13 protein-coding genes are annotated in these 14,842 nt (G+C 61.7%); 6 read left to right on the top strand and 7 right to left on the bottom strand.

Annotation, left to right across the window (positions count from 1 at the left end; translation table 11 throughout):
- Positions 1 to 5: 5 nt before the first annotated feature.
- The 5 genes from ACX3YD_RS14610 to ACX3YD_RS14590 form a co-directional block, all read right to left on the bottom strand.
- Positions 6 to 1,133 carry an acyl-CoA dehydrogenase gene (locus ACX3YD_RS14610; RefSeq protein ID WP_047529329.1) on the bottom strand — a complete coding sequence of 376 codons (1,128 nt, stop codon included), beginning with the start codon at positions 1,131 to 1,133 and terminating at the stop codon, positions 6 to 8.
- 144 nt (positions 1,134 to 1,277) lie between these two features.
- Positions 1,278 to 2,471: an acetyl-CoA C-acyltransferase gene (locus ACX3YD_RS14605; protein WP_458960369.1), complete on the bottom strand. Its 1,194-nt coding sequence runs from the start codon at positions 2,469 to 2,471 to the stop codon at positions 1,278 to 1,280.
- Positions 2,472 to 2,482: 11 nt separating this feature from the next.
- Positions 2,483 to 3,244 carry an SDR family NAD(P)-dependent oxidoreductase gene (locus ACX3YD_RS14600; RefSeq protein WP_458960368.1) on the bottom strand — a complete coding sequence of 254 codons (762 nt, stop codon included), beginning with the start codon at positions 3,242 to 3,244 and terminating at the stop codon, positions 2,483 to 2,485.
- A 16-nt stretch (positions 3,245 to 3,260) separates the two neighbouring features.
- Positions 3,261 to 4,925 (bottom strand): AMP-binding protein, encoded by a 1,665-nt coding sequence (locus ACX3YD_RS14595; protein ID WP_458960367.1) that lies wholly within the window; start codon positions 4,923 to 4,925, stop codon positions 3,261 to 3,263.
- Between the two features lie 144 nt (positions 4,926 to 5,069).
- Entirely contained in the window at positions 5,070 to 6,086 is a 1,017-nt protein-coding gene (locus tag ACX3YD_RS14590; protein WP_458960417.1) for an AraC family transcriptional regulator, read from the bottom strand.
- A 291-nt stretch (positions 6,087 to 6,377) separates the two neighbouring features.
- Between ACX3YD_RS14590 and efeU the strand changes: the two genes are divergently transcribed.
- The 4 genes from efeU (at position 6,378) to efeO (ACX3YD_RS14570) (ending at position 10,719) form a co-directional block, all read left to right on the top strand.
- Entirely contained in the window at positions 6,378 to 7,229 is an 852-nt protein-coding gene (gene efeU, locus ACX3YD_RS14585; RefSeq protein WP_458960366.1) for an iron uptake transporter permease EfeU, read from the top strand.
- 126 nt (positions 7,230 to 7,355) lie between these two features.
- Positions 7,356 to 8,570 carry an iron uptake system protein EfeO gene (gene efeO, locus ACX3YD_RS14580; protein WP_458960365.1) on the top strand — a complete coding sequence of 405 codons (1,215 nt, stop codon included), beginning with the start codon at positions 7,356 to 7,358 and terminating at the stop codon, positions 8,568 to 8,570.
- A 3-nt stretch (positions 8,571 to 8,573) separates the two neighbouring features.
- Positions 8,574 to 9,869 (top strand): iron uptake transporter deferrochelatase/peroxidase subunit, encoded by a 1,296-nt coding sequence (gene efeB, locus ACX3YD_RS14575; RefSeq protein WP_458960364.1) that lies wholly within the window; start codon positions 8,574 to 8,576, stop codon positions 9,867 to 9,869.
- A gap of 25 nt (positions 9,870 to 9,894) precedes the next feature.
- On the top strand, positions 9,895 to 10,719 hold the full coding sequence (gene efeO, locus ACX3YD_RS14570; RefSeq protein ID WP_458960363.1) for an iron uptake system protein EfeO: 825 nt from the start codon (positions 9,895 to 9,897) through the stop codon (positions 10,717 to 10,719).
- Positions 10,720 to 10,860: 141 nt separating this feature from the next.
- Here the strand turns inward: efeO (ACX3YD_RS14570) and pssA are convergent, their stop codons facing one another.
- Positions 10,861 to 12,204, bottom strand: a complete 1,344-nt coding sequence (gene pssA, locus ACX3YD_RS14565; protein WP_458960362.1) for a CDP-diacylglycerol--serine O-phosphatidyltransferase — start codon at positions 12,202 to 12,204, stop codon at positions 10,861 to 10,863.
- A gap of 170 nt (positions 12,205 to 12,374) precedes the next feature.
- On the opposite strand from pssA, the gene ACX3YD_RS14560 reads away from it, so the two are divergent.
- Both ACX3YD_RS14560 and ACX3YD_RS14555 read left to right on the top strand, forming a co-directional pair.
- Positions 12,375 to 12,938, top strand: coding sequence for a TetR/AcrR family transcriptional regulator (locus tag ACX3YD_RS14560; protein ID WP_458960361.1), 564 nt, complete (start codon positions 12,375 to 12,377; stop codon positions 12,936 to 12,938).
- Positions 12,939 to 12,994: 56 nt separating this feature from the next.
- On the top strand, positions 12,995 to 13,471 hold the full coding sequence (locus ACX3YD_RS14555; protein ID WP_047529351.1) for a nuclear transport factor 2 family protein: 477 nt from the start codon (positions 12,995 to 12,997) through the stop codon (positions 13,469 to 13,471).
- Positions 13,472 to 13,523: 52 nt separating this feature from the next.
- Here the strand turns inward: ACX3YD_RS14555 and sfnG are convergent, their stop codons facing one another.
- Complete coding sequence (gene sfnG / locus ACX3YD_RS14550; RefSeq protein WP_196585656.1) at positions 13,524 to 14,618, bottom strand: dimethylsulfone monooxygenase SfnG; 1,095 nt, start codon at positions 14,616 to 14,618, stop codon at positions 13,524 to 13,526.
- Positions 14,619 to 14,842 lie beyond the last annotated feature (224 nt).

Below are 14,842 nucleotides of genomic sequence, written 5' to 3'. Positions count from 1 at the left end.
CCTTCTCAAAGATTGCGCGAAATAACCATGCGCTGAATGTCGCTGGTGCCTTCGTAGATCTGGCACACCCGCACGTCGCGGTAGATCCGCTCCAGCGGAAAGTCGTTCAGGTAACCGTAACCGCCAAGGGTCTGCAACGCCGAGGAGCAGACCTTCTCGGCCATTTCCGAGGCGAACAGCTTGGCCATCGACGCTTCGACCAATGCCGGTTTGCCGCTGTCACGCAGGGCGGCAGCGTAATACACCATTTGCCGGGCAACCGCAATTTGGGTCGCCATGTCGGCCAACCGAAAAGCCACCGCTTGATGCTCGATGATCGGCTTGCCGAAGCTCTCGCGTTCGCGGGCGTAGTCACGGGCTGCTTCGAAGGCCGCGCGGGCCATGCCCACCGATTGCGAGGCGATGCCGACACGGCCGCCTTCGAGGTTGGCCAGGGCGATCTTGTAGCCTTCGCCCTCCTCGCCCAATCGATTGGCCACCGGGACCTTCACGTCTTCGAAAAGGATCTGGCAGGTGTCGGAAGCGTGCTGGCCGAGTTTGTCTTCGACCCGCGCGACGGTGTAACCCGGCGAATCGGTCGGCACGATCAGCGCGGTGATCCCGCGTTTGCCGGCACTTGGATCAGTGACCGCAAACACAATCACCACCCCGGCGTTTTGCCCGGAGGTGATGAATTGTTTGCAGCCATTGAGCACATAGTGATCGCCTTCAAGGCGCGCACGGGTTTTCAAACCGCTGGCATCGGAGCCTGCCTGGGGCTCGGTCAACGCGAAGGCGCCCAGCATCGCACCGCTGGCGAGGGGCTTGAGGAAACGTTCTTTTTGCTCGTCGTTGCCGTAGTTGAGGATCGGCACGCAACCCACCGAGTTATGCACGCTCATGATGGTCGAACAGGCCCCGTCGCCGGCGGCAATTTCTTCCAGGGCCATGGCGTAGGCCAGGTAGCCGGTGTCGCATCCGCCCCACTGCTCCGGCACCAGCATGCCGAAGAAGCCCAGTTCGGCCATCTCGCCGATGGCCTCCTTGGGGAAACGGTGCTCGCGGTCCCATTCGGCGGCGAACGGCTTCAGGCGTTCCTGGGCGAATTGCCGGGCCATGTCGCGGATTTGTTGTTGGTCGTCATTGGGGATCATGACCAGTCCTTATTTAGGTTGAATCACAAAACCTGTAGGAGCGAGCCTGCTCGCGATGGATGCAAGGGCGCCACATTTATCCAGGCAGCCCGCGTAATCGTTCAAGTCCATCGCGAGCAGGCTCGCTCCTACAGGGGGGCGGTGTCAGTACAAGCATTCCACGGCCATGGCCGTGGCTTCACCGCCGCCGATGCAGATGGCCGCCACGCCACGTTTCAGGCCTTTCTGGCGCAGCGCCGACAGCAGGGTCACCAGAATCCGTGCGCCGGAGGCACCGATCGGGTGGCCCAGGGCGCAGGCACCGCCGTGCACATTGACCTTCTCGTGGGGAATTTCCAGTTGGGTCATGGTCACCAGGCTGACCACGGCAAAGGCTTCGTTGACTTCGACCAGATCGACCTGGTCCAGCGACCAACCGGTTTTGTGCATCAGTTTTTTGATCGCGCCGACCGGTGCCACCGGGAACAGGCCCGGCGTATCGGCAAACGCCGCGTGACCGTGAATCACCGCCAGCGGCTTGAGGCCGCGCTTGTCGGCTTCGGAACGGCGCATCAGCACCAGTGCTGCGGCGCCATCGGAGATCGAGCTGGAGTTCGCCGCCGTCACCGTACCGCCCTCGCGGAACGCCGGTTTCAACGAGGCGATTTTGTCCAGTTTGGCTTTTGGCGGCTGCTCGTCGTTGCTGATCGTCACCTGCTCTTTGCCAACGGTCACGGTCAGCGGCACGATCTCGTCCTTGAAGCGGCCATCCTTGATCGCCTGTTGTGCACGAGTGGTCGAGGCGATGGCGAAGGCGTCCTGGGATTCGCGACTGAAACCGTTGGTTTCGGCGCAGTCTTCGGCAAAGGTGCCCATCAGGCGGCCCTTGTCGTAAGCGTCTTCGAGGCCGTCGAGGAACATGTGATCGAGCACGCGGCCGTGGCCCATGCGGTAACCGCTGCGAGCGCGGTCCAGCAGGTACGGCGCGTTGGACATGCTTTCCATGCCGCCCGCGACGACCACCTCGGCGCTGCCGGCGACCAGCATGTCGTGAGCCAGAATCGCCGCTTCCATCCCCGAACCGCACATCTTGTTCAGGGTGGTGCAACGGGTCGATTTATCCAGCCCGGCGCCCAGCGCAGCCTGGCGAGCCGGGGCCTGGCCGAGGCCGGCGGACAGGACGCAGCCGAACAACACTTCTTCGACCGCTTGCGGGGCGATACCGGCGCGCTCCACGGCGGCCTTGATGGCGGCCGCACCGAGTTGCGGCGCGGTCAGGCTTTTCAGCTCGCCCTGAAAACCACCCATCGGGGTGCGAACGGCGCTGACGATGACGATTGGATCGTTGGAAAGGCTCATGACAATTCCTCTTATTTGGCGGCCATGCGCAAGGCACCGTCGAGACGGATTACCTCACCATTGAGCATGCTGTTTTCAATGATATGCCTGACCAGCTCAGCGTACTCGGCCGGTTTGCCCAGACGCGGCGGGAACGGCACGCCGGCGGCCAGGGAATCGCGCACTTCCTGGGTCATGCCCGCCATCATCGGGGTTTCGAAAATGCCCGGGGCGATGGTCATCACACGGATGCCGAAACGCGCCAGCTCACGGGCGGCGGGCAAGGTCAGGCTGACGATGGCACCTTTGGACGCCGCGTAGGCCGCCTGGCCGATCTGGCCATCGTAAGCGGCGGCGGATGCCGTATTGATGATCACGCCGCGCTCGCCATCGGCGTCCGCCTCGGTTTCGGCAATCGCCGCCGAGGCCAGGCGCAGCATGTTGAAGCTGCCGATCAGGTTGACGTTGATCACCTGGCTGAAGCTGGACAGCGCGTGCGGACCGTTCTTGCCGAGGATCTTCTCGCCGCGCACGATGCCGGCGCAGTTGACCAGGCCATTGAGGCCGCCAAAGACCTTGACCGTCGCCTGCACCGCCGCTTCAGCCGCGGCTTCGTTGCTGATGTCCGCCACCACGCTTTGCGCGCCGAGGCGTTGGGCCTGGGCGGCGACGGCTTCGGCGTTCATGTCCACCAGCATCACCTTGGCGCCGGCCGCAACCAGCATTTCAGCGGTGGCCGCACCCAGGCCGGAGGCGCCGCCGGTGACGAGAAAAACCTTGTTTTCGATCTGCATCATTGTTTCCTTGGATTCAAGCTGAAACGTTCTTCGCGGCAGCCTCTTGAGCCTTCGCGATTTCCTGGTTGCGCAAGATAAAGCGCTGCAATTTGCCGCTTGGGGTTTTCGGCAACTCGCTGACAAATTCGATTTCACGGGGGTACGAGTGCGCGGCCAGGCGCTTGCGCACATGTTGACGCAGCTCTTCGGCCAGCTCCGGCGTGGCGCGGTATTGCTCGCCGATCACGACGAAGGCCTTGACCAGCTCGGTGCGTTCCGGATCGGGTTTGCCGACCACCGCCGCTTCGATCACCGCCGGGTGCTCGATCAACGCGCTTTCCACGTCGAACGGGCCGACACGGTAGCCGGAGGTGGTGATCACATCGTCACTGCGACCGACAAAACTGATGCTGCCATCCGGGTTCCACTCCACGGTGTCGCCGCTCAAGTAGTAGTCGCCGACGAACGCTTTGGTCGGCGCGCCTTCGTAACCGGCGAACCAGCACATCGGCGATTGGCTGCGGTCGATGGCCAGGATGCCCGGCTGGCCGACGCCCAGCTCCTTGTACTGCTCGTCCAGCACCACAATACGGTGGCCCGGCGAAGCGTAACCGGCGGCCCCCATATGAAAAGGGTGCTCCAGGCCATGGTGATTGCACAACACCATGCCCAGTTCGGTCTGGCCGTAATGGTCGTGAATGACCACGCCAAGGTTATCGGCGAACCAGCGGATCACTTCCGGGTTCAGCGGCTCGCCGGCGCTGCTGACGATACGCAGCTTGCCTTTGATCGACTTGGCGAACTCGTCGCCCCCGGCGATCAGCAAGCGATAAGCCGTTGGCGATCCGGTGAGGTTGGTGATCCCGTACTTGTTGATCACACGGCAGGTGCTTTCCAGGGTGAACGGGCCATCGTAGAAGGTGATCGGGTGGCCCATCGACATCGGCCCGGTGACACCGAAATAGATACCGTAGGCCCACCCCGGATCGGCAACGTTCCAGAACGCGTCTTCGGGGCGCAAATCCACGGCATCCCGGGTGTAACTCTGGAATGCGACGATGGCCTTGAGTGGCACCGACAGCGCTTTCGACGGGCCGGTGGTGCCCGAGGTGAACATCAGCAGAAAGGGGTCTTCACCGGTCAGCAGCACCGGTTCGCAGACATTGGAGAAGTTGGCCAATTCGGCCCAGAAGCTGTAATCGCCATGGACAATGCCCTGCCCCTTGGGGCCGCCGACGGTGACGATGGTCGGGCAGTCGGCGACTTCCGCGAGTTTCGAGCGGTTGACCGCATCGGTCACCACCACTTTGGCGCCGGAGCTGCCCAATCGATGTTCGATGGCTTTCGGCCCGAAGGCCGTGAACAGCGGCTGATAGACCGCGCCAATGCGCCAGGTGGCGAACACGGTAATCAGCAGTTCGATGTTACGTGGCAACAGGCCGGCGACCTTGTCGCCCTTCTGCACGCCCTGGGCCAACAGGAAGTTGGCGAAACGCGCGGCCTTGTCCTGCAAGTCGCTGAAGGTGTAGGTCGCGCTGGTGCCGTCGCGGCCTTCCCAGAACAGCGCGATCCGACCCGGCAAGGCATGCCGGTCGCAGCACTCGATGCAGGCGTTGAGGGCAGTCAGATCGCCAGCGAGTACGGCGTCGACGGTGTGCTGATAATTGAACTGTGATGTAGCAGACAAGTAATCGCGCATTGCCAGAATCCCTCTGTATTTTTATTAGGTTGGGGGAACCGTAACTAACGGGGAAATACTCGCTCTGCGGGGGGATCGGGACAATGGTCAAAGTTATCAAGTTGCGTGACTGGTTTGGCCAAGATCCGGTAGGTGGCGCCTCTGTCAGGAAGCTTCGTTGAGAATCAAACTGCGGTAATGCCCCGGATTGGACCCCGACCACTTGCGAAACGCCTTGTAGAACGAACTTGCATCGGCAAACCCCAGGCGCGTGGCGATTTCCGCGAAGCTGATGGCCGGCTCCGCCAGCCAGACGATGGCCAGTTCCTTGCGCACGCTGTCCTTGAGCCCTTGATAGGTTTGCCCTTCCTCGGCCAACCGCCGACGCAGGGTCGAGGCCGACATGCACAGGCGTTGCGCCAGGGCTTCGGTTTCCGGCCAGCGTTCGGCCGGCAGTTGCCGCAGATCGTGCTTGATGCGGCTGGCCAGGCTCTGCGGGTCGCGGTACTTGACCAGAATGTTCGCCGGCGCATGGGCCAGGAAACGCTTGAGCTCTTCGGCGCTGCGCTTGATCGGCGCATCCAGGCAATCGGCCGAGAAAATCATCCGCGTGCGTGGACGGTCGAATCGCAGGTTTTCGGAAAACATCACCTGGTAGTCGTCGCAGAAGTCCGGTTGCGAGCAGCGCAACTCGATGGCCAGGATCGGAATCCGCCGCCCCGCCAGCCAGCAGGCCACGCCATGCACGATCATCCAGTAGGTGAAATAGGTGAAGGCCCGGCGCGGCTCTTGTTCGTCTTCCAGCAGCACGATTTCCGCCAGGCTCTGTTGGCGGACCAGTTCCGCGGGCAGGTGTTCGAGCATCAGTGACAGGAAGCCCAGGCCACTGGTGACGCCCGCCGCCAGACTCGGCTGGACCATGGCGCAACGACAAAGAAACTCCAGGCTGCCGGACTTGAGCTTGCGCGGGTCCATGCCGAAAAACTCGTCATCGCCGCGCCGCGCCAACAGACGCCACAACCGGGCGTAAGCGGTGGCCGGTACCCGTGCATCACTGGTGTGCAGCAGGAGCGGATCGATACCGACCTTGATCAACACCTCTTCGGTGGCAACGCCCGGGGCGCAACTTTGCAACAGCGCTTCTCGCACCAGTTGAATGGAGATGGTGTCTTTTTCCGCCATGGAGCGAGGCAAACCCTGTTCTTGTTTGAGTGGTGGGCATATTAGCGCAGCCGCCAACGCCGCGCCCCTGTAGCAGCGAGCCCGCTCGCGATGGAGGTCAGGGCACCGCGTTCATCCAGGCCGCCCACGTCATCGTTGACCGCCATCGCGAGCAGGCTCGCTCCTACAGGGGGCGGAGTGATTTTGCGGGTTGTTCAGCATATGTTCAGGTAATTGGAAATCAATGCCATTTGGTAATGAGTTTCATTATGTTACAACTTAGCACCCTATCCAATTCTCACACGGTGCTGAATGCTCGTTCCTTTTCTGATCATGCTGCGCGAAGGCATTGAAGCCGCGTTGATCGTTGGCATCATCGCCAGCTACCTCAAACAGACCGGCCGTGGCCAGTGGATGCCTGCCGTGTGGATCGGCGTGTTCCTCGCCGCCGCCCTCGCCCTGCTAGTGGGCGGAGGCCTGGAACTGGTGAGCGCCGAGTTTCCGCAGAAACAGCAGGAACTGTTTGAAGGCGTGGTCGGCCTGGTGGCGGTCGCCATTCTCAGTTCGATGGTGTTCTGGATGCGCAAAGTGGCGCGTTCGATCAAGCACTCGCTGCACGCCTCCCTCGATCACGCGCTGACCGGGTCCAGGCATCAGGTCACCGCGCTGATCGCCATGGTGTTTTTCGCCGTGGCGCGTGAAGGCCTGGAAACGGTGTTCTTCCTGCTCGCGGTGTTTCAGCAAAGCGAAGGTCCGGCGGCCCCGATCGAAGCTCTGCTCGGGTTGGTCCTGGCGATCATCGTTGGTTGGCTGATCTACACCGGCAGCCTGCGCCTGAACCTCGGCGTGTTTTTCCGCTGGACCGGTCTGTTCATCCTCGTGGTGGCGGCCGGCATTCTCGCCAACTCGGTGCAGGCGCTGCACGAGGCCGGGGTGTGGAATCACCTGCAAACCGTGCTTTTCGACATCAGCACGACACTGCCAATGGACGGTCCGCTGGGGTCGGTGCTGGCCGGCATGTTCGGTTACCAGGATGCCCCGACCGTCAGCACCCTGGGTGCCTATCTGATTTATCTGACCGTGGCGCTGGTGATGTTCTTTACGCCAGCCCCCGCGCCTGTTGCGCACACCCCCAGGCGCGAGCCTGCTCGCGAGGGTCGTTAACGATAACGGTAAAACCGGATGTCCTGCGGCGCCTGCAGTTTTTTCGCGAGCAGGCTCGCTCCCACAGGATTCGTTTGAATAACCAGCCAGACAGTCTTCCTCCATTTCCAGCCAGTAAGGGCAACCATGCCAAATCAAGCCCCCACCCAGGCTTCCCCTCCCCGCGCCTTGCGCTGGGCAGTGGCCGGCTCGGTGATCGTGATGATCGCTGCCGGCGGCCTGTTCTACTACGCCTCGAAAGTGGCCGCTGGTAAGCGCCAGGCGAGCCACGACGAAGTGCTGGTGACCATTCACCCGCACAGCTGCGAGCCGAATGCCCTGACGGTTCCGGCTGGCCATGCCAGTTTCCGCATCGTCAATCGATCCGATCGCGCCGTCGAATGGGAAATCCTCGATGGCGTGCTGGTGGTCGAAGAGCGGGAGAACATCGCGCCCGGCCTGAGCCAGGTGATCAACGCCAACCTGTTGCCCGGCGACTACGCCATCACCTGCGGTCTGCTGAGCAACCCGCGCGGCACCTTGCACGTCACGCCGACGGCGGCGTCGGAAGCGGCGGCCAAAGCCAGGCCGTCGATGGTGGCGTTCATCGGGCCGTTGTCGGAGTTCCGCGTGTACCTGAGCAGCCAGGGCACGGCGCTGATCAAAGCCGTCACCGCCCTTGAGCAAGCCATCGCCGCTGGCGACCTGAGCCAGGCCCAAGCCTTGTACGTGCCGGCCCGTGCCGCCTATCAACGCCTGGCCCCGGCCGCCCAGCGCCTGGCCGAGCTGGACAACGGGATCAACGCCCGTGCTGATTACTTCGAACACCGCGAGCAAGACACCGGGTTTGTCGGTTTCCATCGACTCGAATACGCGCTGTTCCAGCAACGCGACCTCGAGGGTCTGGCACCGGTTGCCCAGCGCCTGTCGGCGGACATGACCACCCTCAAACACCAGCTGCTGGCCCAGTCCCTGCCACCGGAGCAACTGGTGAGCCTTGTCGTGCGCAACCTCAACGGCATCGCCGAGGTGCGCGCCCGAAGCGGTGAAGAAGAACGTTACAGCCACACCGACCTGAATGGCTTCGCCGCCAATCTCGATGCCGCACGCAAGGTCGTCGACCTGCTGCGTCCGTTGCTGGCCAAATCCGCCGCCGACCTGCTGCCGCAGATCGACAGTGCGCTCAGCGCGTTCGACACCGAACTCAACGGTTTCAAGGTCAAGGACGGCTACGCCAGTTACGACAGTGTCGGCACAGCGCAACGCCAGGAGATCGCCGACAAGGCCAAGGCACTGGCCGCTGCACTCGATGGAATCGACCCCGCCCTTGGCCTTTCTGGCCTGTCAGCAGAAGACGACTGATCAATGAACGACTCAAAGCAATTCAACCTCCAGCGGCGCCGGGTATTGATGGGCATGGGCGCAGCCGGTGTCGCCCTGGCCGGCTCCGCGCTGAGCTGCCCGGCCATGGCCGCCAGTCCGGCACAGGTCACCGAGGCGCCGAGCAGCGACCACACGCAAGACCACCACCAATTCCACGGCAAGCACCAGACTGGCATCGTCACTCCGCGCCCGGCGTCCGGCATGCTGGTGTCGTTCGATGTGCTGGCCAGCGATCGCCAAGACCTGGAGCGACTGTTTCGCACCCTCAATGATCGCATCGCGTTTTTGATGAAAGGCGGTCCGGTCACCCAGGTCGATCCGAAGTTGCCACCGGTGGATTCAGGCATTCTCGGCCCGATCGTGACCCCGGATAACCTGACCATCACCGTGTCGGTCGGCGCCTCCTTGTTCGATGAACGCTTTGGTCTGGCCCACGCCAAACCCAAGCGCCTGATCCGCATGGTCGGTTTTCCCAACGATGCCTTGGAGGCCGACTGCTGCCATGGCGACCTGAGCCTGCAGTTCTGCTCCAACACCACCGACACCAACATCCACGCCTTGCGCGACATCGTCAAAAACCTTCCGGACCTGCTGCTGGTGCGTTGGAAACAGGAAGGCAGCGTGCCGCCCCAGGCCCCGGCAAAACCCGGTCTGCCGGCGCAGAGCGCGCGCAACTTCCTGGGCTTTCGTGACGGCTCGGCCAACCCCGACTCCAGCAATGCCAACACCATGGACAGCATCGTCTGGGTTCAACCCGGCAGCGACGAGCCGGCCTGGGCCGCCAACGGCAGCTATCAGGCGGTGCGGATCATCCGCAACTTCGTCGAGCGCTGGGACCGTACACCGTTGCAGGAACAGGAAAGCATTCTCGGCCGGGTCAAGAGCAGCGGCGCGCCCATGGGCGGCACCCATGAGTCGCAGGTGCCGGACTACAGCAAGGACCCGCACGGCAAGTTGACCAGACTCGACGCGCATATCCGCCTGGCCAACCCGCGCACCGCCACGACCCAGGCCAACCTGATCCTGCGCCGGCCGTTCAATTACTCCAACGGCGTGAACAAGAACGGCCAACTGGACATGGGCTTGCTGTTCATCTGCTACCAGGCCGACCTGGAGAAAGGCTTTATCACCGTGCAAACCCGACTCAACGGCGAGCCACTGGAGGAGTACCTGAAGCCGGTCGGTGGCGGCTATTTCTTCACCCTGCCCGGTGTCACCGGCGACCAGGATTTCATCGGTCGCTCACTGCTTGCCGCCACCCATCCAACAACCGCGTAACCATCCCCCAACACGGAAGCGTCCCATGAAACAGTCTCCACTTGCGTTACTGCTCACCCTAGGCTTGCTGACCACTCCGCTTGCGGCTTCCGCGGCGACTGCGCCACTGGCGTTGGTGCAACCGATTTCGGACTACAAAATCTACGTCACCGAGCAACTGGATGAACTGGCCAGCCACACCCGGCAGTTCACCGATGCGGTGAAAAAAGGTGATCTGGCCACCGCGAAAAAACTCTATGCGCCGACCCGGGTTTACTACGAATCGATCGAACCGATTGCCGAACTGTTCAGTGACCTTGACGCGTCCATCGACTCCCGCGTCGATGACCACGAAAAAGGCGTGAAAGCTGAAGACTTCACCGGGTTCCACCGCATCGAATACGCGCTGTTTTCGCAAAACAGCACCCAGGGCCTGGGCGAACTGGCGGACGGTCTGAACAAAGACGTCGAAGACCTGCAAACCCGCGTCGCCGGCCTGACGTTCCCGCCGGAAAAAGTCGTCGGGGGTGCCGCTGCGCTGCTGGAAGAAGTGGCCGCCACCAAGATCTCCGGCGAAGAAGATCGCTACAGCCACACCGACCTCTATGATTTCCAGGGCAACATCGACGGCGCGAAGAAAATCGTCGACCTGTTCCGCCCGTCAATCGAAAAACAGGACGCGGCATTCATCGCCAAAGTCGACAAGAACTTTGCCACGGTGAACAGGATTCTGGCCAAGTACAAAACCACGGACGGCGGTTTCGAGACTTACGACAAGGTGAAGGAGAACGACCGCAAGGCGCTGGTCGGGCCGGTGAATACCCTGGCGGAGGATCTATCGACCTTGCGTGGAAAACTGGGTCTGAACTGAGTGTCGTAGCGACTGGAAGCGCCTCATCGCGAGCAAGCTCGCTCCCACGGAGTTTTGAGTCGAACCCCAATCACGTGATCGACATTAAACCCTGTGGGACCGGGCTTGCCCGCGATGGCGTCAGCCGCCGCGCTACCGTTTTTACAGGATACGGTAGAGTAAGCGCTCAATACGCACCCGGCTCACACGCTTGAGAAACTTCGCCACCCCTGCCGGGTAATCCGGCAAGGTTTGCAGGTCCTGGAACCGCTCGATACGCCGGGTGTGCTGGAAAATCTGCGCCAGTTCCGTGCGCCGCGGTGCCTGCAACTCGCCTTTCGGATCATCGATCAGCAAGCCGTTTTCCAGATCGAGACGAAACGCCCGAGGGTTGAGGTTGTTGCCGGTCAGCAAGGTGTAGCGCTGATCGATCCACATGCCCTTGAGGTGATAGGTGTTATCGCCGTCCAGCCACAGGTGCAGGTTCAACTGGCCACTGTCGATGTTGCGTTGATGGCGCTTGGCGAACCGGCGCAGGCTGATTTCGTACAGGTACGGCAGCGCCGAAATCACTTTGAACGGCTCGCTCGGCGGAATATAGAAGTCGTTGGCGGTCTTGTCGCCGACCACGATGTCGATCTTCACCCCACGGGCCAACGCCCGGTTGACCTCCCGAATCACCGCCAATGGCAGATTGAAATAGGGCGTGCAGATAGTCAGCTGCTGCTGGGCGCTGGCGATCAGTTCGCAAATCACCCGGTTCAACGGGTTGTTCTTGCCGACGCCGAGCAAGGGGCTGACCGACAGGCCGGTCTTGTCCGTGGTGCCCTGTGTCGTGTCATACGCCGCATGCTTGAGTCGGCTGCGCAGGTCGCCGATGTCATTGCGCAGGCTGCGGGTGGTCGGCAGGTTCGGCAGATCCAGGCGATGCACGGCCTTGGAAGCCACCAGGCCGTGTTGAACCAGATGCTGCATCGAATCGGCCAGGTTACGGTTCTGCAACAGGTGATAACGGTCGTAGCGGTACTTGTCGAATTTGTGCAGGTAGACGTTGTTCAGGCTCGCACCGCTGTAGATCACGCAGTCATCGATCACGAAACCCTTCAGATGCAGCACGCCGAACAGTTCGCGGGTCTGCACCGGCACACCGTACACCGGCACTTCACTGGCGTGGGTGCGGGTCATTTCCTGATACCAGGCCGAGTTGCCCGGTTGCTTGCCGGCGCCGATCAGGCCGCGCTGGGCGCGCAACCAGTCGACGACCACCACCACGTCCAGTTCCGGACGCGCCCGTTTGGCGGCGTGCAAGGCATCGAGAATTTCCTGACCGGCCTCATCCTGTTGCAGGTACAGCGCAACGATGTAAATACGCCGGGTTGCACTGGCGATTTTTTCCAGCAGGCAACGGCGGAATTCAGCAGCGCCAGAGAGGAAGGTGACGGCATCGGCGGTCAGCGGAAAACTGCGCAGTTTGGGCAGCAGAGAGCGTTTGAAAAGCGACGGCATAGGGCTCGCAGTGGGTCGAATCCAAAGAGGTCGAGAGCTTACACCATGGATCCGCTCGGGTCTTGTGGCTGTCTGTCCTGACGTCATCGAAGGCCAGCCAATGATGGCGATTTCTTCACTGGCAAAAATAATGATTGACCATGGAGAACGATCGTTCTACTGTTCGAGCCATGAACGAAATCACAAGCAACGACACACGCGACATCATTCTGGACGTCACCGAAAAGCTGATCTACAAAAGTGGCATCGCCGCCACGGGCATGGATCTTCTGGTGAAGACCGCCGGCGTCTCCAGAAAGAGCGTCTACCGCTACTTCGCCAACAAGGAGGCGCTGACCGTCGCCGCCCTGCAACGCCGGGATCAGCGCTGGATGCACTGGTACAGGAGTGCGGTCGACCAGGCCGATACTCCAGCGGACCGGCTGCTCAATTTGTTTACCGTGCTCAAGTCCTGGTTCTGTTCCGAAGGCTTTCGCGGCTGTGCGTTCATCAATACCAGCGGTGAGACCGGTGATCCGCAAGACCCGGTTCGCCTGGTCGCCAAAGACCACAAACAGAAGCTGCTCGACTACGTGTGCGAGCTGTGTACCGACTATGGCGCCGAAGATCCGCAGACGCTGGCCAAGCAGTTGCTGATCCTGATTGACGGGGCCATTACCGTCGCACTTGTCATGGGTGACAACAGTGCCGCCGATCATGCGCAATGTGTGGCGCGCAAGTTATTGGCGCTGTAACTGCTTAATCAAGACCGACAACGTTGTTGAACGTTCATTTGATACGGAGATATCCAATGTCTAACGCTGAAGTTCGTCCGCCATTGCCGCCCTTTACCCGTGAATCCGCCATCGAAAAAGTCCGCCTGGCCGAAGACGGCTGGAACTCCCGCGATCCGCAGCGTGTGTCGCTGGCCTATACCCTGGACACCCAATGGCGAAACCGCGCCGAGTTCGCCCACAACCGCGAAGAGGCCAAAGCCTTCCTGACCCGTAAATGGGCCAAGGAACTGGACTATCGCCTGATCAAGGAACTCTGGGCGTTCACTGACAACCGCATCGCCGTGCGTTATGCCTATGAATGGCACGACGACTCGGGCAACTGGTTCCGTTCCTACGGCAACGAAAACTGGGAGTTCAACGAGGACGGCCTGATGGCCCGGCGCTTCGCCTGCATCAACGACCTGCCGATCAAGGAAAGCGAGCGCAAGTTCCGCTGGCCGCTGGGCCGCCGCCCGGATGATCACCCGGGCTTGTCCGACCTGGGCTTGTAACACTGGCCCCTGGCAGGCGCTGGCAAGCCAGTACCTGCCGGGGTTGAGGTGCTCAGGCGACCGCTGCGGTCTGCCGGGACAACGCTTCGGCCTCCAACGCCCTTACCAGTGGTAGTACCCGCTGGCCGAAATACTCCACTTCTTCCTGAAAGTGCAGAAACCCTGCCAGTACCAGATCCACGCCCACCGCTTTGAGCGCCACGATTCGTTCGGCGATCTGTTGTGGCGTGCCGATCAGATTGGTCTTGAAACCATCGTTGTATTGCACCAGATCCTCAAACGTCGATTTCGCCCAGTTGCCCTCGCCCTCCGGCGATGCCCGGCCGGCTTGCTTCGCCGCGTCGCCGAAGGCATTCACCGCCTCCGGGTCGGCCTGATCGATGATCTGTGCCAGCACCTCCCGCGCCTCCTCTTCGGTGTCGCGGGCGATCACGAAGGCGTTCACCCCGATCTTGACTGAATGATTGTTCGCCGCGGCCTTGGCGCGAATGTCATCGACCTGAGCCTTGATGCCTTCCGGGGTGTTGCCGTTGGTGAAATACCAGTCCGACACCCGCGCGGCCATGTCCCGCGCGGCACGGGAACTGCCACCCTGGAAGATTTCCGGACGCCCCAGGGGTTTGGGTTTGAGGCTGTAGTTATCGAAGCGGTAGAAGTCACCGCGAAAGGTGAAGTTGTCCTGGGTCCAGATGCCTTTGAGTGATCGGATGAACTCTTCGGAGCGGCGATAGCGCTCATCGTGTTCCAGCCAGTGTTCGCCGATGGCCTGGAACTCGCCCTTGAACCAGCCGCTGACAACATTGATCGCCACCCGGCCGTTGGTGAGTTGATCGATGGTAGCCAGTTGCTTGGCCGCCAGCGCCGGTTGCCAAGGGCCCGGCAGGATCGCAGCGATGACTTTGAGCCTGGTCGTTGCCGCCAGCAGGGCATGGCTGAAGGCGACCGATTCATGCTGGTACTCGGCGCCGTAACCAGCGGTGAAACGAATCTGTGTCAGGGCATATTCGAACCCCGCCTCTTCTGCCAGCTGTGCCAGCTTGCGGTTGTAGTCGATACCCCAGTGGGTACGTTGTTCGATCTTGCTGACCACCAGCCCACCGCTGACGTTCGGCACCCAGTAGGCAAATTTCACGGCTTGCTGACTCATTGGCGTTTCCTCGGGACATTAGGGTATGTCCTGGGGCATGAGCAGCAAGCGTGCCAGCCCTGAAGTGAGCACGGTGGCGAGGGAGCTTGCTCCCGCCGGGCTGCGCAGCGGCCCCGGATTTCGCTGAGCGCTGCGCACTCAAGCGCGAGCAAGCTCCCTCGCCACAAAAACCGCCTCACCCGGACAATTTGCTGATGCACTGTTGGCCCGGCAACAGTTGAAAC

The sequence above is a fragment of the Pseudomonas fluorescens group sp. PF-1 genome (assembly GCF_054481335.1).
The sequence above is the reverse complement of the archived record's forward strand: the minus strand, read 5'-3'. Positions and strand labels throughout refer to the sequence as shown.

Bases quoted from the DNA above. Each gene is read 5' to 3' on its own strand.
- ACX3YD_RS14595 (WP_458960367.1), bottom strand. From the start codon at position 4,925: ATGCGCGATTACTTGTCTGCTACATCACAGTTCAATTATCAGCACACC.
- efeO (WP_458960365.1), top strand. From the start codon at position 7,356: ATGCCAAATCAAGCCCCCACCCAGGCTTCCCCTCCCCGCGCCTTGCGC.
- efeO (WP_458960363.1), top strand. From the start codon at position 9,895: ATGAAACAGTCTCCACTTGCGTTACTGCTCACCCTAGGCTTGCTGACC.
- ACX3YD_RS14560 (WP_458960361.1), top strand. From the start codon at position 12,375: ATGAACGAAATCACAAGCAACGACACACGCGACATCATTCTGGACGTC.
- ACX3YD_RS14600 (WP_458960368.1), bottom strand. From the start codon at position 3,244: ATGCAGATCGAAAACAAGGTTTTTCTCGTCACCGGCGGCGCCTCCGGC.
- efeU (WP_458960366.1), top strand. From the start codon at position 6,378: ATGCTCGTTCCTTTTCTGATCATGCTGCGCGAAGGCATTGAAGCCGCG.
- ACX3YD_RS14555 (WP_047529351.1), top strand. From the start codon at position 12,995: ATGTCTAACGCTGAAGTTCGTCCGCCATTGCCGCCCTTTACCCGTGAA.
- efeB (WP_458960364.1), top strand. From the start codon at position 8,574: ATGAACGACTCAAAGCAATTCAACCTCCAGCGGCGCCGGGTATTGATG.
- ACX3YD_RS14605 (WP_458960369.1), bottom strand. From the start codon at position 2,471: ATGAGCCTTTCCAACGATCCAATCGTCATCGTCAGCGCCGTTCGCACC.
- sfnG (WP_196585656.1), bottom strand. From the start codon at position 14,618: ATGAGTCAGCAAGCCGTGAAATTTGCCTACTGGGTGCCGAACGTCAGC.
- ACX3YD_RS14590 (WP_458960417.1), bottom strand. From the start codon at position 6,086: ATGGCGGAAAAAGACACCATCTCCATTCAACTGGTGCGAGAAGCGCTG.
- ACX3YD_RS14610 (WP_047529329.1), bottom strand. From the start codon at position 1,133: ATGATCCCCAATGACGACCAACAACAAATCCGCGACATGGCCCGGCAA.
- pssA (WP_458960362.1), bottom strand. From the start codon at position 12,204: ATGCCGTCGCTTTTCAAACGCTCTCTGCTGCCCAAACTGCGCAGTTTT.